This window comes from Natrinema hispanicum (genome assembly GCF_004217335.1).
Classification (GTDB): domain Archaea; phylum Halobacteriota; class Halobacteria; order Halobacteriales; family Natrialbaceae; genus Natrinema; species Natrinema hispanicum.
Genome location: NZ_SHMP01000004.1, coordinates 116763 through 142956, shown reverse-complemented (window position 1 = coordinate 142956; position 26194 = coordinate 116763). Strand labels below are relative to the sequence as shown.

At 62.3% G+C, this 26194-nt stretch carries 30 protein-coding genes; 14 read left to right on the top strand and 16 right to left on the bottom strand.

Annotated elements, in window-relative coordinates; genetic code table 11:
• Nucleotides 1–47 precede the first annotated feature (47 nt).
• On the bottom strand, nt 48–1079 hold the full coding sequence (locus BDK88_RS07740) for a sulfite exporter TauE/SafE family protein (RefSeq protein WP_130499943.1): 1032 nt from the start codon (nt 1077–1079) through the stop codon (nt 48–50).
• A gap of 2 nt (nt 1080–1081) precedes the next feature.
• On the bottom strand, nt 1082–1231 hold the full coding sequence (locus BDK88_RS22515) for a DUF7512 family protein (RefSeq protein ID WP_175542145.1): 150 nt from the start codon (nt 1229–1231) through the stop codon (nt 1082–1084).
• Between the two features lie 368 nt (nt 1232–1599).
• Here BDK88_RS22515 and BDK88_RS07735 point away from each other — a divergent pair, with 368 nt between their 5' ends.
• A complete protein-coding gene (locus tag BDK88_RS07735) occupies nt 1600–2451 on the top strand; it encodes a universal stress protein (RefSeq protein WP_130499942.1) in 852 nt (283 codons plus the stop codon).
• Nucleotides 2452–2696: 245 nt separating this feature from the next.
• Nucleotides 2697–3086: a hypothetical protein gene (locus BDK88_RS07730; RefSeq protein WP_130499941.1), complete on the top strand. Its 390-nt coding sequence runs from the start codon at nt 2697–2699 to the stop codon at nt 3084–3086.
• 65 nt (nt 3087–3151) lie between these two features.
• Here BDK88_RS07730 and BDK88_RS07725 read toward each other — a convergent pair whose 3' ends face one another.
• From BDK88_RS07725 to BDK88_RS07710, 4 genes are read right to left on the bottom strand one after another with little or no spacing between them, the layout of a single operon-like run.
• Entirely contained in the window at nt 3152–4333 is a 1182-nt protein-coding gene (locus tag BDK88_RS07725; protein WP_130499940.1) for an inorganic phosphate transporter, read from the bottom strand.
• A 21-nt stretch (nt 4334–4354) separates the two neighbouring features.
• Nucleotides 4355–4813 (bottom strand): YeeE/YedE family protein, encoded by a 459-nt coding sequence (locus BDK88_RS07720; protein ID WP_130499939.1) that lies wholly within the window; start codon nt 4811–4813, stop codon nt 4355–4357.
• Complete coding sequence (locus tag BDK88_RS07715) at nt 4813–5370, bottom strand: YeeE/YedE family protein (RefSeq protein ID WP_130499938.1); 558 nt, start codon at nt 5368–5370, stop codon at nt 4813–4815. The genes BDK88_RS07720 and BDK88_RS07715 overlap by 1 nt, the downstream gene beginning before the upstream one ends.
• 8 nt (nt 5371–5378) lie before the next feature.
• Nucleotides 5379–6572 carry an MBL fold metallo-hydrolase gene (locus BDK88_RS07710; RefSeq protein WP_130499937.1) on the bottom strand — a complete coding sequence of 398 codons (1194 nt, stop codon included), beginning with the start codon at nt 6570–6572 and terminating at the stop codon, nt 5379–5381.
• A gap of 245 nt (nt 6573–6817) precedes the next feature.
• On the opposite strand from BDK88_RS07710, the gene BDK88_RS07705 reads away from it, so the two are divergent.
• From BDK88_RS07705 to BDK88_RS07695, 3 genes are read left to right on the top strand one after another with little or no spacing between them, the layout of a single operon-like run.
• Nucleotides 6818–7063, top strand: a complete 246-nt coding sequence (locus tag BDK88_RS07705) for a sulfurtransferase TusA family protein (RefSeq protein ID WP_130499936.1) — start codon at nt 6818–6820, stop codon at nt 7061–7063.
• A gap of 1 nt (nt 7064) precedes the next feature.
• A complete protein-coding gene (locus BDK88_RS07700; protein WP_008012570.1) occupies nt 7065–7646 on the top strand; it encodes a DsrE/DsrF/DrsH-like family protein in 582 nt (193 codons plus the stop codon).
• 40 nt (nt 7647–7686) lie between these two features.
• Complete coding sequence (locus BDK88_RS07695) at nt 7687–7932, top strand: HalOD1 output domain-containing protein (protein ID WP_130499935.1); 246 nt, start codon at nt 7687–7689, stop codon at nt 7930–7932.
• On the opposite strand, the gene BDK88_RS07690 is transcribed toward BDK88_RS07695, so the two are convergent.
• The 4 genes from BDK88_RS07690 to BDK88_RS07675 all read right to left on the bottom strand — a co-directional run bounded on the left by BDK88_RS07690 (nt 7933) and on the right by BDK88_RS07675 (nt 11847).
• Nucleotides 7933–9066, bottom strand: coding sequence for an aminotransferase class V-fold PLP-dependent enzyme (locus BDK88_RS07690; RefSeq protein ID WP_242611624.1), 1134 nt, complete (start codon nt 9064–9066; stop codon nt 7933–7935).
• Between the two features lie 187 nt (nt 9067–9253).
• Entirely contained in the window at nt 9254–9472 is a 219-nt protein-coding gene (locus tag BDK88_RS07685; RefSeq protein ID WP_130499934.1) for a YgaP family membrane protein, read from the bottom strand.
• Between the two features lie 110 nt (nt 9473–9582).
• Nucleotides 9583–10929, bottom strand: coding sequence for an FAD-dependent oxidoreductase (locus BDK88_RS07680; RefSeq protein ID WP_130499933.1), 1347 nt, complete (start codon nt 10927–10929; stop codon nt 9583–9585).
• 249 nt (nt 10930–11178) lie between these two features.
• Nucleotides 11179–11847 (bottom strand): DUF6517 family protein, encoded by a 669-nt coding sequence (locus tag BDK88_RS07675; RefSeq protein ID WP_130499932.1) that lies wholly within the window; start codon nt 11845–11847, stop codon nt 11179–11181.
• 207 nt (nt 11848–12054) lie between these two features.
• On the opposite strand from BDK88_RS07675, the gene BDK88_RS07670 reads away from it, so the two are divergent.
• Both BDK88_RS07670 and BDK88_RS07665 read left to right on the top strand, forming a co-directional pair.
• Nucleotides 12055–13176: a pyridoxal phosphate-dependent aminotransferase gene (locus BDK88_RS07670; RefSeq protein WP_130499931.1), complete on the top strand. Its 1122-nt coding sequence runs from the start codon at nt 12055–12057 to the stop codon at nt 13174–13176.
• A gap of 53 nt (nt 13177–13229) precedes the next feature.
• Nucleotides 13230–14195, top strand: a complete 966-nt coding sequence (locus BDK88_RS07665) for an NADPH:quinone reductase (protein ID WP_130499930.1) — start codon at nt 13230–13232, stop codon at nt 14193–14195.
• Between the two features lie 27 nt (nt 14196–14222).
• On the opposite strand, the gene BDK88_RS07660 is transcribed toward BDK88_RS07665, so the two are convergent.
• Both BDK88_RS07660 and BDK88_RS07655 read right to left on the bottom strand, forming a co-directional pair.
• On the bottom strand, nt 14223–14624 hold the full coding sequence (locus BDK88_RS07660) for a DUF7344 domain-containing protein (protein ID WP_130499929.1): 402 nt from the start codon (nt 14622–14624) through the stop codon (nt 14223–14225).
• 230 nt (nt 14625–14854) lie between these two features.
• Nucleotides 14855–15862: a TIGR04024 family LLM class F420-dependent oxidoreductase gene (locus BDK88_RS07655; protein ID WP_130499928.1), complete on the bottom strand. Its 1008-nt coding sequence runs from the start codon at nt 15860–15862 to the stop codon at nt 14855–14857.
• Nucleotides 15863–16126: 264 nt separating this feature from the next.
• Here BDK88_RS07655 and BDK88_RS07650 point away from each other — a divergent pair, with 264 nt between their 5' ends.
• Both BDK88_RS07650 and BDK88_RS07645 read left to right on the top strand, forming a co-directional pair.
• Complete coding sequence (locus tag BDK88_RS07650; RefSeq protein ID WP_130499927.1) at nt 16127–17674, top strand: TrkH family potassium uptake protein; 1548 nt, start codon at nt 16127–16129, stop codon at nt 17672–17674.
• A 279-nt stretch (nt 17675–17953) separates the two neighbouring features.
• Nucleotides 17954–18334: a hypothetical protein gene (locus tag BDK88_RS07645; RefSeq protein ID WP_130499926.1), complete on the top strand. Its 381-nt coding sequence runs from the start codon at nt 17954–17956 to the stop codon at nt 18332–18334.
• A gap of 207 nt (nt 18335–18541) precedes the next feature.
• Here BDK88_RS07645 and BDK88_RS07640 read toward each other — a convergent pair whose 3' ends face one another.
• The gene (locus tag BDK88_RS07640; protein ID WP_130499925.1) at nt 18542–20230 is read right to left on the bottom strand and encodes a thiamine pyrophosphate-binding protein; all 1689 of its coding nucleotides are present in this window, start codon (nt 20228–20230) and stop codon (nt 18542–18544) included.
• Nucleotides 20231–20339: 109 nt separating this feature from the next.
• On the opposite strand from BDK88_RS07640, the gene BDK88_RS07635 reads away from it, so the two are divergent.
• Nucleotides 20340–21200, top strand: a complete 861-nt coding sequence (locus BDK88_RS07635) for a UbiA family prenyltransferase (RefSeq protein ID WP_130499924.1) — start codon at nt 20340–20342, stop codon at nt 21198–21200.
• A 67-nt stretch (nt 21201–21267) separates the two neighbouring features.
• Here the strand turns inward: BDK88_RS07635 and BDK88_RS07630 are convergent, their stop codons facing one another.
• The 3 genes from BDK88_RS07630 to BDK88_RS07620 form a co-directional block, all read right to left on the bottom strand.
• Entirely contained in the window at nt 21268–21501 is a 234-nt protein-coding gene (locus tag BDK88_RS07630; RefSeq protein WP_130499923.1) for a hypothetical protein, read from the bottom strand.
• 100 nt (nt 21502–21601) lie between these two features.
• On the bottom strand, nt 21602–22021 hold the full coding sequence (trxA, locus tag BDK88_RS07625; RefSeq protein WP_008012594.1) for a thioredoxin: 420 nt from the start codon (nt 22019–22021) through the stop codon (nt 21602–21604).
• A gap of 137 nt (nt 22022–22158) precedes the next feature.
• Complete coding sequence (locus tag BDK88_RS07620; RefSeq protein WP_130499922.1) at nt 22159–22572, bottom strand: helix-turn-helix domain-containing protein; 414 nt, start codon at nt 22570–22572, stop codon at nt 22159–22161.
• A gap of 232 nt (nt 22573–22804) precedes the next feature.
• On the opposite strand from BDK88_RS07620, the gene BDK88_RS07615 reads away from it, so the two are divergent.
• From BDK88_RS07615 to BDK88_RS07600, 4 genes are all read left to right on the top strand, one after another.
• The gene (locus tag BDK88_RS07615) at nt 22805–23365 is read left to right on the top strand and encodes a class I SAM-dependent methyltransferase (protein WP_130499921.1); all 561 of its coding nucleotides are present in this window, start codon (nt 22805–22807) and stop codon (nt 23363–23365) included.
• A gap of 435 nt (nt 23366–23800) precedes the next feature.
• Nucleotides 23801–24313: a GNAT family N-acetyltransferase gene (locus BDK88_RS07610; RefSeq protein ID WP_130500597.1), complete on the top strand. Its 513-nt coding sequence runs from the start codon at nt 23801–23803 to the stop codon at nt 24311–24313.
• Between the two features lie 133 nt (nt 24314–24446).
• On the top strand, nt 24447–25475 hold the full coding sequence (locus tag BDK88_RS07605; RefSeq protein ID WP_130499920.1) for an NAD(P)/FAD-dependent oxidoreductase: 1029 nt from the start codon (nt 24447–24449) through the stop codon (nt 25473–25475).
• Nucleotides 25476–25661: 186 nt separating this feature from the next.
• Nucleotides 25662–26192 (top strand): ubiD operon protein, encoded by a 531-nt coding sequence (locus BDK88_RS07600; protein ID WP_130499919.1) that lies wholly within the window; start codon nt 25662–25664, stop codon nt 26190–26192.
• Nucleotides 26193–26194 lie beyond the last annotated feature (2 nt).

The window sequence follows — 26194 nt, the reverse complement described above, 5'->3', positions numbered from 1 at the left end:
CGAGCGGTTAAAAGACTTGTGTAGAAATCGTACAATCCTGTGTTCGCCTAGTCAGCAGTCGGCGGCGACGCGCTCGCGTTCTCGCGGAGCATGGTGACGCCGCTGTAGACGACGGCACCACTGACGAGCAGCGCGGCCCCGAGGATGATCACCAGGCTCACCACGTCGAACACCGGCATCTCGAGGACGCCGCCGATCTCTCGCACTGCGACTGCGATCGCGCCGAGCAACAGCATGACCCCGAAGTAGACCTTGATATCGTCTTCGTTGACGAGGTTGGTCGCGGCTGCGCCGACGCGGGCACCGAGTGCGCTGCCAGCCAGCAGGGGAACGACGATGCCGAGTTCGACGGCACCGGACTGGGCGTAGAGGAAGCTCCCGATCCCGCCCGAGAAGACGATCTCGAACAGGTCGGTCCCGACTGCGACCGGAACGGGCACGCCGATCAGGTAGAACAGCGCGGGCATACGGATGAAGCCGCCACCGACGCCGAGGAAGCCCGACAGCACCCCCGTCGCGAACGCCACAGCCAGCACCATCCACAGCGACACTTTGAACCCACCGCGGATCGAGATCATCGGTGGCACGTTGTAGGACTGAATCTTCTGGGCGATCTCGGGAATTTCCTCATCCTCGAGATCGGCGTCCTCGTCGACGTCGTGGTCGATGCCGCCACCGCTGCCTTTCATCGCTTCGTAGGTGACGAAGACACCGATCCCACCCAGCAACAGCACGTACGCGACGCTGACCACGGAGCCGGCCAGCCCGATGTGCTGGAGGTACTCGAGGCCGATCTTCCCGACCTCGATGCCGGCGGTCGTCCCGGCGATCATCAAGATACCGAGTTTGTAGTCGACCTGCCCGAGATCACGGTGTTTCAGCGTCGCGATCACGGAGGTCCCGAAGACGAACGCAAGACCGGACCCGACCGCGACGTTCGCGTCGTAGCCCATCACCAGCAGTGCGGGCGTCACGAGGAACGATCCGCCCATCCCGAAGAATCCGAACAGGATCCCGATGAGCAGACCGAACCCGACGAACAGTACGATCAGTGCCAGGCTCATTCCAAGTATCTCCATTGTTAGTTATTCTTAATGCGATTGACGACTGGTTCTCCGAATAGCTGTTCTGCTGCGCCGTAGCCGATATACAGGATGATGGCCTCGAGGAGCACAGCCCCGATGAGCATACCAGCGTCTACCGACGCGGTTAGGCTTCCCCCACCGATCATCGCGTCTCACCACCCATCGTGTGCAGTTGTGTGCGGGTCATGGCTTGCTCTACAATAGACCCTAATCGGATGGCGGTATTAACAGTTTTGGATATGCTGTACAATATTACTGCAACGGATCACACGACTATCCAACCGAAATATATGCGTAAGTTATATCGATATAGCTGTTCAAAGCTCATCGCTGAACGACCGCGATTAAACGCCTCAATCGATCGCGCGCGGATTTTATCGCGCTAGAGAAATACAGTTCCCGGGGACAATCAGTGGAGATCACCCGCTGGTATCGAACCGAATCGTGCCGACTGATGTTCATTGGTTCTGAACTATACAAACAATATTATACAGCGATCGCATCCGTTCGAGACATGCGAGCACTCTACACGACTGATCTCTCGGCAGCCAGTGAAGCGGCGATCGAGAACGAAACCTGCCTCGAGTGTCTCGAGCGAATCGGCATCGAGACGATCCATCTCGTGACTGTCGTCCCCTCGAACGTCCATGCAGGGATGCCAGGTATGGACCTCGAAGGCCGTCGCCAGCGCGCACTCAATCGGTATCAGTCGGTGATGGAAAACGCCGGGTTCGATGTCGAAACTCACGTCGTCCGTGGGACGCCCCATCGTCGCATCAACGGGATCGCCGGCGCTGTCGGAGCCGATCTGACGATCGCCGGCTCGCGTGGCAAGAGCCCGCTCGAGAACCGCGTCATTGGATCGACAACGCGGAACCTCGCGCGGACGACCGTGGTGCCACTACTCATTACACGTATCGAGCGCGAGACTGACGAGCCCGAACTCCGTCGTGAACACCTCTTTCGGCGTATGCTCTATGCGACTGATTTCTCCAAAAACGCCGAACGAGCGTTCGAGGCGTTCTCATCGCTGCGGTATGCGGCCGAGTCGGCGACACTGGTCCACGTCGAATCACCGAAAGATACCGGCGTGACAGCGGACGAAGCCGACGAGCCAGCTGCACGACTGGACGAGCTTGCAGCTCAACTCGAGGAGTGGGACATCGAGACGGAGATCAACGTTCGGCAGGGTGATCCAGCCGACGAGATCATCGCGGCCGAAGACGAGTTCGACGCGACGACGATCCTGCTCGGCTCGCGTGGCCGGAGCCGGCTTCGGCGGCTGTTACTCGGGAGCGTCTCCGAGTCAGTCATCGCGCGTGCTGCAGGGAACGTTTACCTCGTGCCGCCGCCTCGATCGGCGTAACAGGAGCTATATTGGCAACTGAACGATTGACGTACCGACAGAGGGTGTGCGGTTCTCGCTCGCGGTGCGCTTCGAAACGCATCCGTCGTGCGATCTGGTGTGGAGTGACTGTTAGTGGTTTCTAGAGTTGGACGAATCCGTGACTCGGAGTTGACCGCGAAAGCCGCGATACGGACAGGCCAAACACGGATTAGTTCGTTTTAGATAGATAATATCTATAAACACAAGTTACAACATACCAACAAATGGATCGGCGCACATTTATTTCGACAATCAGTGTCGCCTCGGTCTCACTTGCAGGGTGTCTGACGAGCAAGGAACAGCCAGTCGGGACACTGCTTGTCTCCAACGATCACTCATTTCCGCATCTGGTGAGACTCGACATTGCAGTATATATCGATGGCCAGGAACGCGAACATGAAATCGTTAGTCGCGTTCCAATCGATCCAGGGTCGGAAACGGTCTACGAAGGCGTGTTCGACCCTCAGAAGGGGTATCTTGTAACTGTGAAACTCCCCGGATCAGAGACAGCAGAGGTACCCTATGGACGCGACGGTATCGCTATCGAAGAGAATAATTTTTTCGTCAGAATCGGAGAAGCAGGCCATCTCAATGCCGGAGTCTCGTCGCGGTAAGTTCGCAGTGACACGCCCGAATCGGGTTTTGTATTCGACGAATAGACAACAGGCAGTGCGCCCGGCTACGCCATCGGGACCACGAGGACCACACCGTAGCCGAGCACGAACGCAAGCGCAAACGAGGCGATCCACGCACCGATCGTCATCGAGATCTTCCGCGGGCTGATCGCATCTCTGCCGCCGACCGCCGCGCCGCTGCCGATGATCGCACTGACGACGATCTCGTTGAACGAGACTGGGACGCCAAGCAGGATCGCGACCTGCGCGATGAGAAACGACGGGACGAGCGCCGCGATCGAGCGACGCGGCCCCAGCGACGAGTAGTCCTGTGCGAGCGACTTGATCATGCGCGGCGCACCAGTCCACGAGCCGACGAGGATGCCAGCACCGCCACCGACGAGGATGGCCATCGTCGAGACCCCCTCGAGGTCATCGAGCAAGGGCAACAACGGCCCGACTGCGAGCCCGACCTGGCTGCCGCCGGCCGAGAACGCGACGAGCGAGCCGAGTGTCAACAGCACCCGCCTGAGCCCGCCGGTCATGTCCCGCCGGACGTCCCAGTAGACGAGCCCTGCAACCGCGAGCGCTACCGCAAGCGAGACGCCGATCGCGGCACTGACGCTCTCGAGTCCAACGAACTCCTGGACGGTGCTGGAAACGGTGCCGGTCGAGCCAGCGGGGCCGAGAAACGAAAATTCGACGTTCGCGAGGACGCCACCGACGAGGCCCGCGAGCACGGCGATGCTGAACCGTTCAGGCACGTCGGATCGCGGGAGCACGCTCGCGATCCCGTACGCAATGGAGCCGCCGACGAATGGCGTCAGCACCCAGACGGCACCGATCTGTTGATATTTCGCCCAGACCGGCGTCCCACCGAGTGCGAGCCCGACGCCGATCACGGAGCCAGTCACGGTAAATGCCGTCGCGATCGGATAGCCAGTTCGAATACCGATCGCCATGAGGCCAGCACCGATCAGTAAGACGGCGATGACCCCGGCGGCTGGGAGACTCACACCGCCGATGAGTCCGCGACCGATCGCCTCCGAGACGTTTGCACCTTGTGTGACAGCGCCGGCGAAGCCGAAGATTCCGACGACGAACGCGGCCCGCATCGTCGAAATCGTGTTGGCACCGACGGCGGGTGCAAACGGCGTCGCGCCGCTCGAGCCAGCGCCGATGACCCACGCCATAAACAGACTCGCGAACCCGGCAGTGACGAACAGCAAAACGAGAGTGGGGTCCATTAGCGGATCGAAAAGGGCGGCTTAGTCCGCACCTGCAGTCACGGAATCGGCACTGGCGGTCTGGCTTCGCCACCGACCCTGCAGGTACGCGCCGAGGAACATCCCGGCGAGCGCCCAGAGGATGGTGACGTTGCCGATGCCGAGGCTGGCGTAGGCGGCACCCGGACAGATGCCCGAGAGCCCCCAGCCGACGCCGAAGATCGACCCGCCGATCAGGACGTTGCGATCGAACGATTTCAGCCGGCGTTCGAACTGGTCGCCGGTCAGCGGTGCCCGACCGAGCAGTCGCGGAGCGAGGAAGAACGTCACCCCGGTAACGATCGCAGCACCGAACATCACGAACACCAGCCCGAAGTCATCGAACTGGAGGAAGTTCAGCACCACTTCGGGACGGGCCATGTGGCTGAAGCCGAGTCCGAAGCCAAAGATCAGGCCGCCGACCAGCACGAGCGGCATGAAGAGGGGATGGCGGTCCGCCATTACGGACTCACCCCCAGTGCGGCGACGAGCTGTGCAGTCAGGATTGCGACGATCATGAACGTGATTACACCTGTAATTGACGTTTTCGATGCGGAACCGACGCCACAGACACCGTGTCCGGACGTACAGCCCTTCCCGATACGTGTCCCAATACCGACGAAGATGCCGCCGACGAGCAGCCGCCACGGCTGGACGTCAGTCGACCAGAGCGTCAGACCGCCAACCTCGTACAGTTGGCCGGTCGTCCCGGGTTGATAGAGCGAGGTCGTAATCATCCCGGACTGGACGGTCGCCGAGAACACCAGCGCACCCATAATGATGCCGAACGTGAACACGAGCCGCCAGTCACGGGACGAGACGTACCGCTGGAAGCGGGACTGTCCGGAGACGTACGACAGCGTCGACTCGAGGAACGTACTCGCACCGGCGGGGATGCCGGTCCCGAGATAAATCACGACCGTGCCGAGACCGACGAGGAGTCCGCCGATGGCGTACCGACTGATCCCGTTCGGGAACAGTTCGGCGGCCAACTGGAGAGGGACTGGATCAGCTACCATATGAATTATTAGTCACCCGCAAGCGATTCCTGGCTGGCAGCACAGTTGTTCGGGCCGAGCTCGAGTTCGAATGCTTCGTCGTCGTCGGCCTCCTGCTGGCCGAGGTTGGTGGGAATGATGTCCTCGTAGTTGGCCGGTCGCGGTGGCATATCCGAGAGGATGAGCTCGACGAACTCATCTTTGTCCATCGTGAGCGCGTCCATCTCCGCTGTGAGCTGGCCGATCGGAGCGGTGTAGGTGCCGTCGGCAGCGGGTTCGGCGGCGTCGCTGAAGTGTGCGCCACCGATGAGGGTGTCGTCAGGCAGCGAGAGGACACGCTCCTGCAGGCTCTCGTAGAGTTGGGCTGCGGCCTCGGGTGCGCCGTCGTCGCCCTCTTCTAAGTCGGGACGGGCGACGCTCTCGATGAAGAGGCCGTCGCCAGTCGCCAGCAGCGAGTCGTCGACGAGGTACGAGGTCATCCCGGAGGTGTGGCCGGGCGTGTACACCGTCTCGATCGTCGCGTCGCCGACCTCGAACTCGTCGCCGTCCTCGGCGAGGGTCATCTCGTCGGCGTAGGTAACGCCACGGTCGACCGAGGCCTCGGGGATGACACCCTCGACGCCGACAGCATCGAGTGCGCGCACACCCGAGATGTGGTCGGCGTGGATGTGCGTATCGATCGCGTACTGCAGGTCGACGCCGAGCTCGTCGGCGTCGGTGAGATAGCGATCCGTAAAGGCTCGCAGTGGGTCGATGACCGCGGCCTCGTCATCGTCGACGACGAGATAGCCCAGACAGCCCGAGGAGGGACGCTGGTACTGATAAAGGGTACCTGCGCCGTCGTAGTCGGACACTTCGACGCGCTCGTAGATGCGTGCCCAGCCGTTCATCCCATCCTCGAGCTGGTTTGCGTCGTAGCCACGATCTTTGAGCATGCCCGCGACGAACTCGCTCGAGCCACCCTTTGCACAGAGGACCGTCACTTCGCGGTCGTCGGGGATCTTGGCGAGTACGTCCTCGTCGATCTCGTTCTCGAGGAACTCAAAGTAGGGGATGTTGATCGACTCGACGCTGTCCCCGTCGATGTGCCACTCCTCGTACTCCGAGTGGGCGCGCACGTCGAGGAGCGTCACCTCCTCGCCTGCGTCGATACGACTTTTCAATGTCTCCGGAGTCACCGCCGCAACATCGGCATCCGGAGTCGGGAAATCGTCGGCGTTCATATCGTGTACTCACAGGTATCGGTCGATAGCATATAAGAGTTTGCATAGTAGTTCCCCGTTCGCACAATATTGGATGGTTTTCGACTGGAGGCTGCTGGCAGACGCCGGTTAGAGGGGCACTACAGGAGATATTTGTGTCATTTCAGGCCAGCAGTTGTTTGCAAGGGGTGCAAGAACCGGCAATCTTTTAACCCTCGACCCAATATTGCAGAGTAACTCCAATACAAATCACGGAGTACCCCACCATGAGTGAAGCATTCGATATCACGGAGACGCTCGACGTCAAAGGTGAATCGTGTCCAATGCCGGTCGTCAAAACGAAGTCCGCCATCGACGACCTCGCCGAGGGCGAGGTCCTCGAGGTAGTCGCCACGGACTCGGGCAGTATGAGCGACCTCAAAGGCTGGGCAGCCGGGACGGACGGCGTCGAACTCTTAGAGCAGGTCGAGGACGGCGACGTCTACAAACACTACGTCGAGAAGACGGCATAGCATGAGTACGGATACACCCTCGGCGGGAGCTGACAGCGAGCCGATGAGCGAGGAAGCCCTTCAGGAGCGGATCGAAGAACTCGAGGAGCAAGTCGCGTCCCTCGAGACCGAGGTCGGCGACGGCCAGAAGAAGATGACGATCGTCGCAACCCAGGGGACGTTCGACATGGCGTACCCGCCGCTGATCCTCGCGAGCACTGCGGCCGCATTCGGCTGGGACGTGGTCGTCTTCCACACGTTCTGGGGACTCGACATCCTCCACAAGGAGAAGTCCTCGGACCTCAAGCTCAGTGCGGTCGGCAACCCCAACATGCCGATGCCAAACGCCCTCGCTGCCCTCCCCGGCATGGATCGGATGGCAACGCGGATGATGGAAAAGCGGATCGACGAGAACGGCACTGCAACCATCGAGGAACTGATCGAACTGTCCCTCGATCAAGGCGTCGACCTGCAGGCTTGTCAGATGACCATCGAGCTGATGGAGTACGACGAGGACGACTTCTACGACGGCGTCACCACCGGCGTCGGCGCAGCGACCGCCCTCCAGCACATGGCCGAATCGGACATCCAGCTGTTGGTCTAGCCCCAAAACGACTCCCGACCACTGTGTTTACTCGCTCTCAATGACCCTCCACACGACTCAACGTTCGTCGCCGGTCGTACCGCGCATCATCGAACGGATCGCCGAAGCGGACGGTGTCGACCCAACCTCGATGACACCACCGTTGGCCGATGTCGTCGATCCCGACGCGTTGAACGAACTGATCGACCACGGCTCGGACGACGCCGACCGGACGTTCGAAGTGCGCTTTCACTACTGCGGTCACGAAGTCGTCGTCACCGACGACGGTGACGTCGCCCTCGAGTGATCACCAGTCTTCGTCCAACGCCTCGAGCAGCCGATCGACTTCTGTTGTCGTGTTAACCGCGTGAACGGACGCCCGGATCGCGTCCGGAGACGGCAGTTCCCGAACGATGATGCCCTCCGCAGCCAGCCGTTCGACTGTCGCTGTCGGATCCGCAACGTCGATCGTCACCAGCCCTGACTCCGGCGTCGACGGGCTATAGAGCCGATCGTCGGGAACGCCGTCGGCGAGCCGACTCGCGAGGCGACGCACCCGGGCTTCAATGGTGTCGATCCCGACCTCGGAGATCACGCCGATCGCCTCTTTGAGCGCGACGTGAGGTGCCGGGTTCGCCGACCCGACCTCGAGCCGTCGCGCACCGGCCGCGTACTCGTAGGGATCGGCGTTTGCATCTTCGACGCTTCGATAGCCGACAGCACGGGGCTCGAGGTCCGTGGCGACGGCGCGGTCGACGTAGAGAAAGCCCCCACCCCAGAGTCCGAGCAGCCATTTGTGGCCGGCAGCGGCGACGGCGTCGGCCCCCCATTCGCCGACGTCCATCGGCAGCTGTCCGGGGACCTGGACCGCGTCGACGAGCGCGAGCGCGCCGGCGTCGTGGGCGATGTCGACCAGCTCTGTGACAGGGAGTTGCGTCCCGTGGGTCCACGTAAGCGCGCTGAAACAGGCGAGTCTGGCGTCCGCGACGGCCTCGGCGAACTGCTCGAGGTCGATCCGCCCGGCCTCGGTTTCGACGACGCGAACCTCGACGCCCTCCCGCTCGAGGCGCTGCCACGGGAGGATGCCCGCGGGATGCTCGAGGTCGGTGCGGACGACGACGTCGCCGGGCTGCCAGTTGATCGCGTTGGCGAACGCGTTGATCCCGCCGGTCGTGCTCTCCGTGAGCGCGATCTCGTCGGGCTCGGCACCGGTAAACGACGCGACCGTCTCTCGCGTGCGGTCGAACGCCTCGAAGGCGGTCTCGTACGGATCGTCCGCGATCGGTGCGTCGTATTCGTGTGTCCGGACGAACTCGTCGGCAGCGTTGACGACGTATTTCGGGCTTGGGCCGTGTGCGCCGTAGTTGAGGTAGATGCCGTCCTGCAGGGCAGGGACGTCGGTCCGGAGTTCGGTCGGGGTCATCATTACGTTCTCAGACATGGGTCGTCCTCCGTCGTAACTGCAAGCCCGTCGGACAACGGGACACTGCACTGCTCGACGGTGATCCGTTCGATTCCATTGCGAACACCTACGCAATCAGCGGACAATAATCTTGGGCTATTTGTGAAATACTGGGGACGACAGCTGACGGCTTGCATCGACCCGATCGGCCCCGGGCCGACGCCGGTTACGGTGCCTTACACGTATCGACGCCCAGCAGCTGGTAGAGCAGACAGAATCTGGTCACCCCGGTCCCAAAGAAGACGAGTCCGACCAGCGTCGCGATCACGCCTACGATCGTTCCGGCATGGAGGATATGCACAATCGACGCAATGCCGATGGCAATGAGAACCGCACCACCGACGAGCCGTACGAGACGGTCCACCGAGCCGACATTGTTTTCCATAGTCACTGCTATGAACAGCCTGAATTTAAACGTTTCTCGGATTCCGATCCCCTCAGAACGCTGCCGACAACGGCTGTCGGTCCGCGACGGCGCTATGCGGTCGGCCGTCGTTACTCGAGCTTGCCGGAGAGCACTTTCGCCGCGGTCAGAACCGGATCCCAGACGGGACTGAACGGCGGTGCATACGCCAGGTCCGCGTTCTGGAGTTCGGTGACGGTCATCCCGGCGTGAAGCGCCGTCGCGACCGTATCGATCCGTTTTGCGCCCTCGCGGCCGACGACGCTGCCACCGAGTAGCCTGCCGCTCTCGCGGTCGGCAAGCAGCGTGACGGAGAGTTCCTCACCCTCCGGGTAGTAGTGGGCGCGTGTTGCCGCTGAAATCGTGACCGAGACCGGATCGAAGCCGGCCTCTTCGGCTCGCTCCTCGTCAGTCAGCCCCGCCCGGGCGGCCCCGAGTTCGAACGCTTTGACGATGGCCGTGCCCGCGATCTCACCGGTCGGCGTGGGATCGCCGGTGATCGTCTGGCCGATCGCTCGACCCGCACGGTTTGCGGTCAGGGCAAGCGGGACGTGGTCCGGCTCGCCGGTCACGACGTGGCGTGCCTCGGCACAGTCTCCCGCCGCGAAGACGTTCTCGTAGTTCGTGCGACCGTACTCGTCGGTCGCGACCGCGCCGGTCGGTCCGAGTTCGATGCCGGCTGCCTCGGCGAGGTCGACGTTCGGTGCGACGCCGACACCGACGATCACGACGTCGGCGGGGACGGTCTCCTCCTCGAGTGCGACGCTTTCGACACGCTCGTCACCGTCAAAGCCCGACACCGCCGTCTCGAGGTGGAGGTTGACACCCTGCTCGCGCAGATGGTCTTCGACGATTTCGGCGACGGGTTCGCCGAACGGCTGAAGGACGTGGGGCAGCATCTCGTAGAGATCGACGTCGAGGCCGTGTTCCGACAGCGCCTCGGCCATCTCGATCCCGATGTAGCCGCCGCCGACGATCGCGGCCGTCTCGAGGTCGCGCTCGGTGACGTAGTCCTCGATGGCGTCGGCTTCGTCCATGTTGTGGATGGTGAAGACGCCCTCGAGGTCGAGCCCCTCGAAGGGCGGTTTGATCGCGTTCGCGCCGGTCGCGACGAGAAGGTCATCGTAGGGCTGGTCGTAGGTCTCCGCGCCGCTGTCGACCGTTACCGTCTGGGCGTCGGGATCGATGTCGACGACCTCGTGGCCGGTTCGCAGGTCGACGTCCCGTTCGTCGCGGAACTCGTCGGCCGTGATCGTGACGAGGTCGTCTAGGTCGTCGACGTCTCCTTTGACGTAGTAGGGCATCCCGCAGGCGGCATACGAGACCCAGTCGCCTTTCTCGAAGACGATTACCTCCAGCTCCGGGTTCTCGCGTTTCGCCTTGCTCGCAGCGCTCATTCCTGCTGCGTCACCGCCGATGACGACGAACGTATCTGCCATGGGTAAGCGTGGGCTGGCAGCGCCTAAACCATTTCTGGACATTCCCAATAGTGTACACTGCAACGTGACCGCCGCCGACGATTTAGAAGCCCATCCAGTTACCGTCCAGCGGTCTCACACGCCACATACCCGCAGCTATCGACACATGGTCGAACAAAGTGAGCGTCAACTAGGTCCCCGAATCGTCTTCTCCGACCCCACGGCTGTCGAGACCGAGCGGTCTCGAGTCGGGGCACCCCCCCCCCCTCGTTAGCTCGAGACCGGGTGCTCGGCCGACTCCATGAGTTCCTCGACGTTTGCCGACTCGGCAGTGAGCAGCTTCGGATAGGTACCGAGTAAGACGAGCAGGTCTCCCTCGTGGTCGAACGACGTCAGCTTGAGCTCGATCTCGATCATCTCGCCCTCGAGGTCGGTTGTCCCGACGAACAGGTCGACGGTGCGGCCGTCGCCGAGGATCTCGAGGCCGAACGATTCCTCGTGTGTGACACCGGAGAGCTCGCCGTGATCGCTGGGGAGCTGCCCCAGGAATCGCTCGAGGAGTTCCGTGTTCGATAACTCGCCAAGCGGATTGAGCGATTGCCCCGCGACTTGCATGCCAGGGATCGAGACGCCGACGAAGGCGGCCCCCTCACGCGTCTGGCCAGCGTAGTCGACGGCTTTCGTATAGGTCGACTGCCAGATCGTTGCCCGGGCCTCACGTTCGACGCCGCCAGGGAGTTCGACCGTCCGCTCGATCGTCTCGTCGCTGACGTCGCTCTCCTGGTAGCCGGCCGTCGCCACCGCGTCGTCGGTTGGGGCAACACGGCCGGCATCGAACTCGAGTGGTCCGTTACCGAGTACGACGTCGAGACAGCCAGCCGTCAGTGCAAGCGTCCCCGTCGCGCCTGCAGCGAGTACCGCTCGTCGAGAGAAGGTCATTATCCGTGTGATTCGCTACGACTGGCATATCCCTTGTGGTGTGTTCTATCATATAGATGGACAGTTAAAACTCGTCTCCAACCGAGAGCCATCGGCGGAAAATGTCATCATGACAATAATATTTCGAGTCCCACGCCAGCGAGCGCTGATCGACCCAACGTTGACGAGACATCAAGAGTTATCGGGGTCGAACACCCCCGTTTAGCCATGACTGACTTCGCAGCTCGAGTCGAGCAGGTGTCAATCAGTGGCATCCGGAAGGTGTTCGAGGCCGCTGGCGAGGACGCGATCAACCTCGGTCTCGGCCAGCCGGACTTCCCGACACCACCCCACGCTCGCCGCGGGGCGATCGAGGCCATCGAATCCGGGCGGGCAGACGCCTACACCTCCAACAAGGGCACACAGCAGCTTCGGGAGGCGATCGCGGCGAAGTACGACCGCGACTACGGCCTCGAGATCGACCCTGACGACGTGATCGCGACCGCGGGCGGCAGCGAAGCGCTCCATATCACGCTGCAGGCCCACGTCGATCCCGGCGAGGAAGTCATCTTTCCCGATCCCGGCTTCGTCTCGTATGACGCCTTGACCCGGATCGCAGACGGCACGCCGAAGCCGGTCGGGTTGCGTGAGGACCTGACGCTCGATCCTGCGACGGTCGAAGAAGCGATTACCGACGAGACGGCAGCCTTCGTCATCAACAGCCCCGCGAACCCAACGGGGGCCGTCCAGAGCGAAGCGGACATGCGCGAGTTCGCCCGCATCGCCGACGAACACGACGTACTCTGTATCTCCGACGAGGTCTACGAACACATCGTCTTCAATGGCGAGCACCACTCGCCGCTGCAGTTCGCCGAGACGGACAACGTCGTTGCCCTCAGCGCCTGCTCGAAGACCTACTCGATGACCGGCTGGCGGCTCGGCTGGGTCGTCGCTTCGAACCGGCGCATCGAACGGATGCTCCGCGTCCACCAGTACGGTCAGGCCTGTGCCTCCGCGCCGGCCCAGTACGCCGCCGAAGCCGCCCTGACGGGGCCCCAAGAGCCAGTCGAGGAGATGGTCGAGACCTTCGAACAGCGCCGCGACCTCGTCCTGGACGGCCTCACCGACGCCGGCCTCGAGGTTCCCACCCCCGAGGGGGCCTTCTACGCGATGCCGAAGGTACCCGAGGGCTGGTGTGAGGAAGTGCTCGATCGGGGCGTCGTCGTCGTCCCCGGCGATGCTTTCGGCGAGAACGGCGCAGGCTATGCGCGACTCTCCTATGCGACCGGGACCGAGGAACTGAAAGCGGCCCTCGAGATTATCAACGACGCGACTCGAGCAGTTCGATAGCTCGGACTGCCGTCTCGTGTACCATTATACGCACCCGTGACGTCAGCCGAGATATGCGCGCTGTCCGTCTTCACGAACACGGCGATGCGGATGTACTGCAGGTAGATGAGATCGATCGGCCCGAGCCGGCCGCGGACGAACTCGTCGTCGAGGTCGCCGCCGCGGGCGTCAATCCCGTCGACACCTACTTCCGGGACGGGTCGTACGAGCCGGTCGACGTCCCCTTCACACCCGGTGTCGACGTCTCTGGCGTCGTCACCGCAGTCGGGGACGCTGTCGACGACTTCGCCGAAGGCGACCGTGTCTACGGGACCGGTATCGGAAACGGCGGGTATCAGGGGTCCTACGCCGAGTACGCGGCGATCCCGACCGATCGCGTCGTCCACCTCCCCGACGGCGCAGACCTGACTGAAGCCGGCGGGGCGGGCGTCGTCGCCGTCACCGCCTGGCGCGCGCTGATCGACCACGCCGGCCTCGAGCCTGCCGAGTACTGTCTGATCCACGGGGGCTCAGGCGGTGTCGGCCACGCGGCCGTCCAAATCGGGGCCGCCGTGAGCGCGCGCGTGATCACGACGGCCGCCGAAGAGTACCATGACGCGCTCGCCGACCACGGAGCCGAAACGGTCATAGACTACAGCCGCGACGATCTGGCCGATGCCGTCCTCGCGGCCTCCGACGGCGGCGTCGACGCCGTGCTCGACCATCGGCTCGACGACTATCTGCAGTTCGACGCGGACGTGGCCGCGACGGGTGCCCGCGTCGTCGGTATCGGCGAGAACAGTCCGGATCCCGGCTTTACGAACGACGGGGCCGCCCGCTCGAAGGACGTTTCCTACCAGTTCATGAGTATGTTCAACACGCCGGACCTGCGTGTCCCGCTACGCGGCGTTGCTCACCTCATGGAGACGGGCGCGCTCTCGATCGACGTGGCACGGACCTACGACCTCGAGGAGGCCGCCGATGCACAACACGCTGTCATGGACGAGAGTTTCCTCGGTAAACTGGTGATCGAACCGTAAGCCGTCGTTACCGCGACACGGACCCGGCTACTCGACGTTACCCAGTCCGCGGATGGCGTCGTCCCGCTCGAGCAGCGTCCGACCGCGCTCGCGGAGCGTGACCGTCTCGGTTTCGGACTCGTAGTCGATCACGTCCGCGGCAGCCAACTTCGGAATGTGGATGTGGTGCAAGGAGATGCGGGCGGTCCGTCGCTCCCGTGCGGAGACATCACCGTGATCCGAAATCGCGTTCGGCTCCGTCGCCGCGTCCTGGGTCGCGATTTCGACGGCGAGTTCCGTGAGCGTGGCCGAACCGTCTTTGTCCTCGAGATATTGCAACACCGTGCGCCGGTAGCGATGTGCTAACAGCTTCATCGCCGTGTCGACGCCGTCGGACGCCGACTCGCCGAACGCAGTGAGGGTCTCGGGAGAACGGAGGAGTGGAATCATACCACCGGTAGGTATTGGACAGTACTTATACTGCCGGGCAAAGCACTTCGGGCATCGATCGCACTTGCGTCAGCGTCGATGGCGACAAATCGAGGCACGGAGCCATGTCCTCACGGACCGCAATTCGACGGTCAGTACGACAGTTTGATACGGTCTACTGTCAGTCAGTGCCGGTGCAACCGCGACCGCAGGGTGCGCCGAAACACAGTGACAGTCGACCGGCAGATCGGCTACGCGAGGTCGGCGACGGCTTCCATCGTCGTCCGCTTGTCCTCCTCGGACAGCCCGTCGACGAACCCGACGCGGACGGCGTCGACGCCGTCGATCTCGGCGTAGTCCGCGACCCATTCGCGGACCTCTTCGGGAGTGCCCGCGGGAGCCAGTTCGTCGAGGACGTCGTCGGGGAGTGCGGCGGCCATCGCATCGGTATCCCGCTCGTCCCACGCAGCCCGGATCTCCTCGACGACATCCGGATAGCCCTGCTCGGCGACGGAGTTCCCGTAGTAGGGACCGTAGGCTCCGAGCATGAACGCGATCGTGCTGCGAGCCTTTTCGCGTGCTTTCTCGCGGTCTTCGGACGCCATCCCGCGGACGATGGGGGCGACTCGCAGGTCTGAAAGTTCCTTGTCCGCTAAGTCGGCACCGCGTTCGAGATCCGCGAGTCGATCGCGAAGCCCGTCTTTCGTGAACATTTGCGGTGCCCAGCCGTCGCCGAAGCGGCCGGCCATCTCGGTGGCTTTTGGGCCGAGCGTGCCGAGGTCGATCGGTGGCGGGTTCTCGTGGGGGCCGCGCTCGTAATTCAGGCCTGGAATCTCGAAGACATCGCCCTCGTAGGCAGGCGTGCCCTCGTCGTAGACCCCGCGCATGATCTCGATCACTTCGCGGGTCCGACGCAGCGGCCGGTCGAACTCCTTGCCGTGCCAGCGCTCGGTGATCGCCGGCGAACTCGGACCGATCCCGAACCGGAACCGGCCGTCGGCGGCGTCTTGCATCGTCAGCGCGGTCTGGGCAAGCATCGCCGGCGACCGCCCGTACGGCGAGATCACGTCGTTCGAGATGCCCAGTTCGTCGGTACGGTCGGCCGCCAGCGTCAGCGGCGGGATGATGTTCCAGCCGGTCGTCTCGCCAACCGTGATCCGATCGAATCCCAGCGCTTCGGCCTGAACGGCTCGCTCGGCGACTCCCTGTGGCTGGTCGTAGTCGCCGAGTTGCACCAGTAGATCGAGGGCGGCGTTCACGGCACTCCCCTCCACGGCAGCGCTCGAGTCACAGCTCGCAGTCTCATCACCCCACACCCCGTAACGAACTCACATAAAACGGTCGCGTTTCCGTCTCGAGCGACCTGAAGCCGACCCCCGAAACTCGAACACGATATGGGAGTCGATCCCGGCAGATCGGTGGCAGGGGTCGAACGCAGTATTTATTGCGAGACCGCGACTCTATCGCAGATACGACGATCGGTTACTGGTGAGTGATTCGCGGTGCGATAAGAGAGCTAATATATGGCACGAAGGCTTTACGTCGACGTTCGATCCAGTTGCAGCCTCGTCGGAACGGTGTTGAAGTACCTCTCGCTGACGCTGCTGTTTCCGACTGTCGTCGCGCTGTACTACCGGGAGTCCCCGCTTCCCTTCCTCGTCGCGCTGGTCGTCGCCATCGCCGTCGGCGCTGGCCTCGAGCGCCTCGAGCCCGATCCGACTCTCGAGCACCGCGAGGCCTTTTTGTTGGTCGCGCTGACGTGGTTCGTCGTTCCGCTGGTCGGGATGATCCCGTATCTCGTCGCTGGCACGGGAACGATCGCAGATCCCGTCAATGCGCTGTTCGAGAGTATGAGCGGCTTTACGACGACGGGCGCGACGGCCATGGGGAGTATCTCCGTCGAAACCCACTCGCGGTCGATCATGATGTGGCGACAGCTCACGCAGTGGCTCGGCGGAATGGGTATTCTCGTGCTCATGGTTGCGATCCTCTCGGAGCTTTCCGTCGGTGGGACCCAGATCATCCGCGAGGAAGCGCCGGGGATCGAAGTCGAGAAACTGACGCCGCGGATCAGAGAAACCGCGCGGGCGCTGTGGTTGATTTACGCCTGGTTTACGCTCGCTGCCGTGGTCGTCTACTACGGGCTGCACCTCGTGGGAGTGGCCCCGAACATGACCTTCTACAACGCTGTCGCACACGCGCTTACGTCGCTGCCGACCGGCGGCTTCTCGCCGGAGGGACGCAGCGCCGAGGCGTTCGCACCGAGCGTTCAGTGGGCGATCATGGTCTTCATGGTCGTCGCCGGGACGAACTTCGCGCTCTACTGGTACGCCTGGCGTGGCCGCCTCGAGCGACTGACCGGCAACGCCGAGTTCCGATCCTACCTGCTGTCGATGGGGATCGTCGGCGGCCTCCTCTCGGCGCTGCTCTTTCTCGGCGCTGGTCTCGCGACGGTTCCCGAAGGCGTCGCCACGATTCCGGGGAGCCTCGAGCGGTCGCTGCGCCACGGCCTCTTCCAGACGCTCGCGATCGTGACGACGACCGGCTACGCCAGCATGGACTTCAACACCTGGAGCGAGTCGACACAGTTGATCCTCATCTTCGCGATGTTTCTGGGCGGCTCGGCGGGGTCGGCTGCCGGCTCAATCAAAATCGTTCGCTGGTACGTCGTCCAAAAATCCATGCGGCGCGAACTCTTCCGTGTCGTCCACCCGAAGGCGGTGCAGCCGGTGCGAATGGGCGGTACCGGCGATATCATCGACGAGGAGACGATCCACAGCATCTTCGTCTTCATGGCACTGTTCCTGACGCTGTTCGTCGTTTCGAGCGTCCTGTTGTTCCTCGATTCCTATCGCACGCCCGACCTCTCGCTGTCGGCACTCGAGGCGACGAGCGCCGTGATCGCGACGCTGGGGAACGTCGGACCGGGCGTCGGCGTTGTCGGGCCGATGAACAGCTACGAGCCCTTCTCCAACGCCGCGAAACTCTACATGGTCTTCCTGATGTGGATCGGCCGGCTCGAGATCCTCTCCGTGCTGGTCATCCTGACGCCGGCATACTGGCGCTCGTAGTCAGACGAACCCCTGTCAGTCAGTGCCGGTGGAACCGCGACCCGTCCCACGGGTGCACCGGGAAATCGGTACCGCAGACTGGGAGAGTGTCATAGAATAGTTCGTACACTCTCCCTGAGACTACCCAACAACGGTAAGTACAGTGAACATACATACCGAAAAGAGTAGTTATCCATCCAGTTTTTGGTAGGAATGATATGCGAGATATAAGGATGAGGTCAGCACGGTACCAGACTTCGTGTGCAGAAAATATTTGAAAATTAACTGGAAACAGAAACTATGGTCTCCGAAAACTACTCGCCTGGGCCGGTTCTCCAAACTCTCGAATCCATCGCTGCTCGCACTGACAAATGGTGGTATTTACCGACACTGTCTGGCGTCAGTGCTTTGTTTTTGTCAGGTGCCACTTTTTTTACTAATACTCCAGAATGGGCGTTGGAGACATTTGTCGTCTTGTTTGTTTTGCCTACAACTGTTCTCGCTGTTCCTGCTGTCGTTTTCGACATACTCAATAAATACAAAGACGTTCCACCACCGGGATTATTCCTTTATCCGCCTGCTTTCATGATCGCTCTCTTCATTGGTACCTCCCCACTCATTACTATCGTCGTAGTTTATTTCTTTATCTGGGTATGGCCTAATCGAAACAACACTTCATAAACCTCGCAACTGACAAATAAAGAACTAGTTTCCGACTTCTAACTTGTGGTGAATCCGAACCCTGTATTTAGTACAAGTATTGAAAATCCTCTTACAACTGGCAGACTATTCGGCGGTCAGTCTGCAGGTGTAGTGAATGGATAGTTCACCCCGATTGGGTCGAAATAAATACCGCGATAGTCGTTCTATGACACACTCCAGACTGCATCAATCGTGGACCAACACGTCGAGTACGTCCGGCCCGTCGTGGGCTAACGCGTTCTCGAGTGCACCCTCGATCTCGTCAGGCGTCTCGACGCGGTCGGCGCGTGCGCCGTGGCTCTCGGCGTTTGCCACGAGGTCAACCGCTGGTTCGAAGTCCATGCCGACGAACTCGTAGTCGTCCTCGGTGCCACCCATGAGCTTGAGCGTGTTGTCCTTGAGGATGCGGTAGTTGCGGTTATCCGAGATGACGACCGTCAGATCGAGGTCGTAGCGGGCGGCGCTGTAGATCGAGTGGGGATAATACTGGTAGGAGCCGTCGCCGATAAAGCCGACCACGTTACGGGGATCGTCCCGTTGTGCTTCCGCGACGGCAGCGCCGACCGTCGCCGGGAGCCCGTAGCCGAGCCCACCGCCTTTGTTCGAGATGTACTGTTCGGGCTCGAGGTCCCACCGGTTGAGCATAACGTACTTCGAGGTGACGCCCTCGTCGACGACGGCGGCGTCGCCCGCGACGCGTTCCAGAGCGTCGACTAGTTGTGCCTTCGAAGCGCGCGGGTCGTCGCCGTCACCCTCGCCGAAGCCAGCCATCTTGGCCTCGGCCAGCTCCGTGACATCGGCGACCATCTCGAGTCGCTCGGCCACGACAGCATCCGAGAGTCGTCCCTCGACACGCTCGGCGAGGTCCTGCAGGACGAGTCCGGGGTCGCCGACCACGGCCGCATCGGCGGGCTGGTTCTTGCCGACCTGCCAGGCGTCGTCGCTAACGTGGATGCAGGTCGTGTCGGGGTCGACCAGCACCTTTTCGTGGCGCGTGAGCGTCGTGTTCGTCGAGACGCCGGCAAAGCAGATCGTATCGGTGTCGAGCAATGTCGCGGTGTGGTCCTCGCTGGTCGGCAGATACGAGACCCACTGCTCGTGGGCAGTCGGGAAGTCGGCCTCACACGAGAGGATCTCGCCGTGGACGCGCGCTCCCGTCGCCTCAGCGAGATCGACCGCCGCGGCGACGGCGTCGGCACCCGACCGGGCAACGCCATCGCCGACGACCAGCACCGGCTCGTCAGCGTCAGTGAGCAGGTCGGCGGCGCGCTCGAGCTGTACCGGATCGCCCCGACCGGCGTTCGGAATCGGGCCGAGTCGTTCGGGCTCGGCGTCGGTGTCGGCCATCGTCACGTCCAGTGGCAATGCGAGGAAGACCGGCCCTGTCGGCGGCGTCATCGCCACCCGGAACGCCCGCCGGAGCATCGTCGGGAGCGCCGCGACGTCGAGGACTTCGTCTGACCACTTGCAGAACTGCCGAGCCATGTCGGCCAATCGGCCCGAGAGGATCGGCTCCTCGTGGCGGAAGTCGGTGCTGTGGTTGCCCGCGGTTACCACCAGCGGCGCACCGGCGACCTTGGCCGCATAGAGGTTGCCCAGCCCGTGGGCCAGCCCAGGCGCGATGTGGAGGTTCGCCACGCCGACGGGCGTGACCGACTCGTCGTGATGGGCGTGGTATCGCCGCCGCTGGGCATAGCCGCCGGCCATCCCCACCGCGATGTCCTCGTGAAGGCCAAGCCGGTACTCGAGGTCGCTCTCGGCGATCGCGTTCACGATCGGGAGTTCAGTCGTTCCCGGGTTGCCGAAGACGTAGTCGACGCCGTAGGACTCGAGGGCATCGGTGACGAGGTCTGCGCCCGTGTAGCCGTCCGTCATGCCGTTCCGTGGCACGGCAGTTCACATCAAGCTATGCGTTTCGGCTGATCGGTTCCAGTACGTGCGGGCCCGGCCTGGGTATTATACGACAGTTCGTTGTCGCTCGAGTATGGCCATCGCGAGGGACGGGACGGGGATGGGCACGACGGCTCGAGCGCTCTGGTCGCAGGTACATCCCGTCTTCATGACGCCGCCGCTGGCCGCGTCACTATTTGGAGCGATCCTCGCCGGCACCGTCGCGCCGCTTCTCGCAGCGGTCCACGTCGTCGCGATGTTTGCAGCGGTCTACACGGCCCACGTCAAGGACGGCTACGTCGACTTCTACGTTCGAGGCGAGGACGACGAGCATCCGTTGACCGAACGGGGCTGTCAGCTCGCACTCGGACTGTCGACGGCGACGGTCGCGCTGTGTTGTATCGCCCTCGCCGTGCTCGTCGACGCCGTCGCGGTCGCGCTCGTCGCTCCGACGTGGGTGATCGCCTACCACCACGCGCCACAACTGGATACGAACCCCGTGACGGCGACGACCGGCTACCCGCTCGGGATCGCCCTCTCGCTGCTCGGCGGGTACTACGTGCAGGCGACGACGATTTCGCCTGTCGCGCTCGCGTTCGCCGTCGTCTTCCTCGTCCTTCTTTCGGGCATCAAGGTGATCGACGACGCGCAGGACTATGCCTACGATCGTTCGATCCAGAAACGAACCGTCGCGGTCGCGGTCGGCCCCGATCGTGCCTACGACGTCGCCTACGGGCTGATGGCCGTGGCTCTGGTGGCCGTCATCGGGCTCGCCATCGGACGGCTCTTTCCCGTTACAGCGTTGCTCGCGGCGCTTGCGTTCGCAGCCGTTGCGGTCATCGCGCGACAGGCCGGCCCCGAACTCGCGACCATGCTACTCATTCGGGGATCGTACGTCTTTCTCGCCGTGCTCGTCGCGGCGGTCCAGTTCGAGCCCCTCGCTGGGTTCGTTTGAGACGGCCGGGTAGACCGCCGTCCCAGCACTGTCGTCTCTCGCTCGAGGCGCGTCTCACGATCGCGGCTCACGCCTCGCAGTTCGAACAGTCGGCGCGCCAGCGAACGACCACCCCGATGAGGCCGAGGGTAACGATCGAGACTGCCAGCTGGACGATCCCGCTACTCAGACCACCGACGGCGGCCCCACCAGCAACGGCGGTCCCGCCGGCGACAGCGACGGTTCCGGAACCGACACAGCAGAAACTCGCCAGCGTCGCAAGCCCCCAGAGTGACCCTCGAGAGGCGGCGTCCGAGTCCATGGTCGGCGTTCTGTCGAGTGAAAAGAAATGTGTTGTGGTGATTTGCTGACGCAGCGACTACGGAGGGCAGGGTCGGGGATCGGCGGACAGCCCCGCTCGATCAGGTATACTTCCCAACGAGGCTGCGAAGCTGGGCTTCCTGTTGCATGCCGACGAGCTGTTCGGCAGGCTGGCCGTCCGAAAACAGCACGAGCGTCGGGACACCACGGACGCCGTACTCCGCGGCGAGTTGCTGGTTGGCGTCGATATCGACCTTCGCGACGGCTGCATCGGTCTCGGCGGCGATCGTCTCGACGACCGGCTCGAGCATCTGACACGGACCACACCAGTCGGCATAGAAGTCGACGAGGACGACGTCGTGTTCCGCGACAGTGTCGTCGAGCTCGGCCGCGCCGTGGATCGAAATCGGCTCCGTCGGACTCCCCTGTGTCGAGTCCGCGGGCTCCTCGCCTGCCGCGCGGTCGCGAAGCTCCTCGAGTTTTCGTTGCCGAATCTCCTCGAGCGTCTGATCGTCGGTCATATCCGCCGGTACGGGATACATCGTCTTAGTTGTTTTGTATGATAGGCCCAATACAGCGCACGTTGCTGCTCGCCGTCGACAAGCGGCAGCCATCATCGATCCGAAGCGGGCCGGCGATGACCGAGAGTGTGATCGATTTACTCGTCGCGTTGGACCGGCGCGCGCCCATCGTCAGGGGCCGAATCGAAGGTATCCTCGAACTCCTGGATCAGAATGCCCATGCGGGCGTACCAGTCGTTGAGGAGTCGTTGCATGTCGGCTGCGAGCGCGTCCGACTCCCGCACCTGATAGACGTAGTAGTAGCCGCCGCTCTCGTAGTTCCGCTGTTCTTTGGTTACGAAACCAGTGTCGAGCAGCCGAGAAATTGACCGATAGGCGGTCGACCGATCACGACCGATGCCGTCAGCGACGTCGTCGACCGTCAGCGGCTCGTCCGCAGTTACCAGCAGCCTGAACACTGTTCGATCGAGCTCTTTGAGCCCGTGAGCACACTCGAGGAGGTCGATGCACTGCAGTTCGCTGTCTAAGTATTCGCTCACCGAATCGGTCATCGTAGTCGACAGTACGACCTAGTCACCAATAAGGTTGTTCATAGAGGCCACAATACTGCACTCATCTTATCGACATGAGACGCCAGTGGCAGTGACACCCACCTGAGCGAGACTATCAGTAGAAGATAGTCTGTCGGCGTTCGATTCCGTTGCAACCGTGTGCTCTCGTTTCGAAGCGAGCGAGCGTCGGTGTCGAAAAGATTTTTCTTGGACACCCCAATATCTCACACGAATGGGACATCATACGTTTGACTCCTCGCGAGCCGACAAGCTAGAGCAGGCCGACCGGCGGTATCGATTCCTCTCGGCCGAAGAGCTGCTGTGGGCGCTCGAGCCTGCCGCGACCGACACCGTCGCCGACCTCGGCAGCGGTACCGGATTCTACACCGACGTTGTCGCCCCACACGCGGGCGACGTGTACGCGGTCGACCTCCAAGAAGAGATGCACGACTACTATCGGGATAAAGGCACTCCCGAGAACGTCGATCTCGTCACGACCGGCGTGGGCGAGTTGCCCTTCGAGACTGACTCCATCGACGCCGCGTTCTCGACGATGACCTACCACGAGTTCGCAAGTGACGACTCCCTCGAGGAGATCCGCCGCGTCCTCACGCCGGGCGGCCGCCTCGTCATCCTCGACTGGGCTGGGACCGGCACCGGCGAGCACGGGCCGCCAGTCGACGAACGCTACACTGCCGACGACGCTACAACGGCACTTCGCGAACACGGCTTTGCCATCGAGCACGAGGCCGTCCGACCGGAAACGTTCCTGTTGGTCGCGACCCTCGAGTAAGCCCGGACATCAACCGATCGCCAGTCCGGCTACGCGATCGAACGTTCTTCATCTGCCGCAGCCGTCAGGTAGTCCGTCCCCCAGTCGGCCATCGCTTCGATTACGTATCGAGACCACTCTCGAGAACCGGTGACGCTACTGCTACGTGCTGTTTGCTGTGTGTGCCACTGACAACGGTATCGTGGATTCGTCTCGTGGGATTGACTACAACTATTGCACAGTGAATTGGCCGATAAGTAGACATATGAATCAACTGTGGGCACTTCTATCAGCTATTGGTGCTGTCGGCAAAACGATGCTCAATACAGGGCGTACAGTCACCACACCAAAATCGCGGGGCAGAATGGAAGGGTAGTGATCAGGATACCACAAGAGTGAGTGAAACCGATCACGTCTTGTGGCACAGAGTCGCTCTCTACTGTCAGAGAATTAGTTATGGAAATACGACCCTTCACTGCGAGTGATGCTGCTGCCGTCTCTGAAGTGCATCGACGTGCATTCGACGGACGGCTCGACGAGTCACGCATTGTGCAGCGATTACACGATGCTGACAAGGCTGTGGTCTCGCTTGTAGCAGTCGCAGACAACCAAATTGTGGGCCACATCCTGTTTTCTCCGACGACCGTAGCCGATCAGGGAGAGAACGTCGAACTGGTTGGGCTCGCACCGGTCGGTGTCCGACCGGAAAATCAAAACGAGGGCGTCGGCTCATCACTGATTCAGCACGGGGTAGAGAAGTGTCGTGAGGCCGGTGCCGATGCGGTGGTCGTGTTAGGCGATCCCGAGTACTATTCTCGCTTTGGCTTTGAACGGGCAAGCGAGTATGGACTCGGTAATGAGTATGGTGCTGACGAAGGGTTCATGGTCAAACCGTTACACGAAGGAGCGGTAGCCAACGTGGATGGAATCGTCACATATCAACCAGAATTTCAACAGGAAGAGCAGTAGCCTACAGTTTGGTGTGAGAACTGGTTTCTGATACCAGCCGCCACAGGCGGTTACCAGCCGGTAACCCGGTGACGAACGCGTTGGCTTGTGTTTATAATCACCCACTGGTAACGGGGTGACAGAAGGTAATCCGATGTCTACTGATCCATCCACATCCCACGACTACGAGGTTGCGGTCGTCGGCGGCGGCCCGGCCGGCCTGACGAGCGCGCTGTATACGACGCGACTCGGACATGAAACTGCCGTCTTCGACCGCGGTGGCGGCCGTGCCGCGATGATGCAAGAGACCCACAACGTCATCGGCGTCCCCGAATCGGTATCGGGCAACGAGTTCCTCCAGACCGCCGTCGAGCAGATCGAATCCTACGGCGCGGACTACCGGACGGAGTTCGTTACCGAAATCGACCGCCGCGATGACGGCACGTTCGAACTCGAGACGGGCGACGAAACCGTCACCGCTGAGGCCGTCGTGCTTGCGACCGGCTTTTCGGACGGCCGGCCCGACCCGCCGTTGCCCCGGACCGGTCGCGGCCTCCACTACTGTCTGCACTGCGATGCGTACATGTTCGTCGACGAGCCGGTGTACGTGATGGGCCACGACGACAGCGCTGCCATCGTCGCGATGATCATGCTCAACTACACCGACGATGTCGACATCCTGTTGCGCGGCGACGAGCCCACCTGGAGCGAGGAGCGGGCCACCCAACTCGAGGGCCATCCCATCGATATCATCGAGGCGGAGATCACTGGGATCCAAAACGGCGACGATGGCTGGCTCGAGGCGATCGAGTTCGAGGACGGCTCCGTTCGCGAGTACAAAGGCGGCTTCGCGATGTACGGCTCGGAGTACCACAACGAGCTGGCGACGTCGCTGGGCGCAGAGTTGAACGACGACGGCACGGTCGCCGTCGACGATCATGGCCGGACGTCGATCGATGGCCTGTATGCCGTCGGCGATCTGACGCCGGGGCACAACCAGGTCCCCGTCGCGATGGGACAGGGGGCACAGGCTGGCATCGCGATCCACATGAGCCTGCGTGAGTTCCCGAAATCGATCGCAGAACTCGAGGCCGAGGGCGCAGTCGAGCCCCAAGACGTTCCCGGAATCGCGCCCGAACTGCGCCAGCAGGCCAACGAACACTCGTCGGCCGAAGGCGACTGAGACGGGCTGTTATTGCGCTCGCGAACTGCGATCCGCTCAGCCGGTGCGCCGGTAGCCGCTAGCCGTTTTTCAGGTTCCGAGTGCGCTTCCGAGTAGCGTTGCCTGTCGGATTCGCGACGCCAACGCGAGGAACCACGTCTCTTTAGGAAGTTGACGCGTAACGGTGATCCAGTGGTGCATGAGAGTATGAGACACGGGACACATGACCGGAGCGAAGAGGCCACGTTGGACCACTACATCACCGCAGAGGAACATCTGCCCGACGAGGAGTGTACGGAGACGACGCTGCAGATCACCGATGCCGAAACCAAGCGAATCTTCGAGGCACGCGTCCGAATCGCTCGCGAGCCCGACGAGCTGACCGATCCACAGCGGCTGACGGTCGTTACTGGGCCACACGAGACTGTCAGCAAGGAGTGGTACGTCGAACTCATAGACGAGATCGATGCAGCAGGGATCAACGAGGACCTCCTGCGGCGACTCGCACGCGAGCAGGAAACGACCTCGAACATCGTCAATACCCGCTCCGACGACCTCAAGGTGGTGCTTACCTACCTCGTCGAAGCGGGCCAGTACGAGTCGACTGCCGAGGCGCTTCGCGAACTCGCCTTCGAGCGCCTCGCGGAGGACCGCCCCGCGCTGCTGGAGGCATACGACGCCGTCCGCACCGAGTTCGAGGCCGACCCACTCCGACGTGCGCTGATGGACCAGGAATAGTC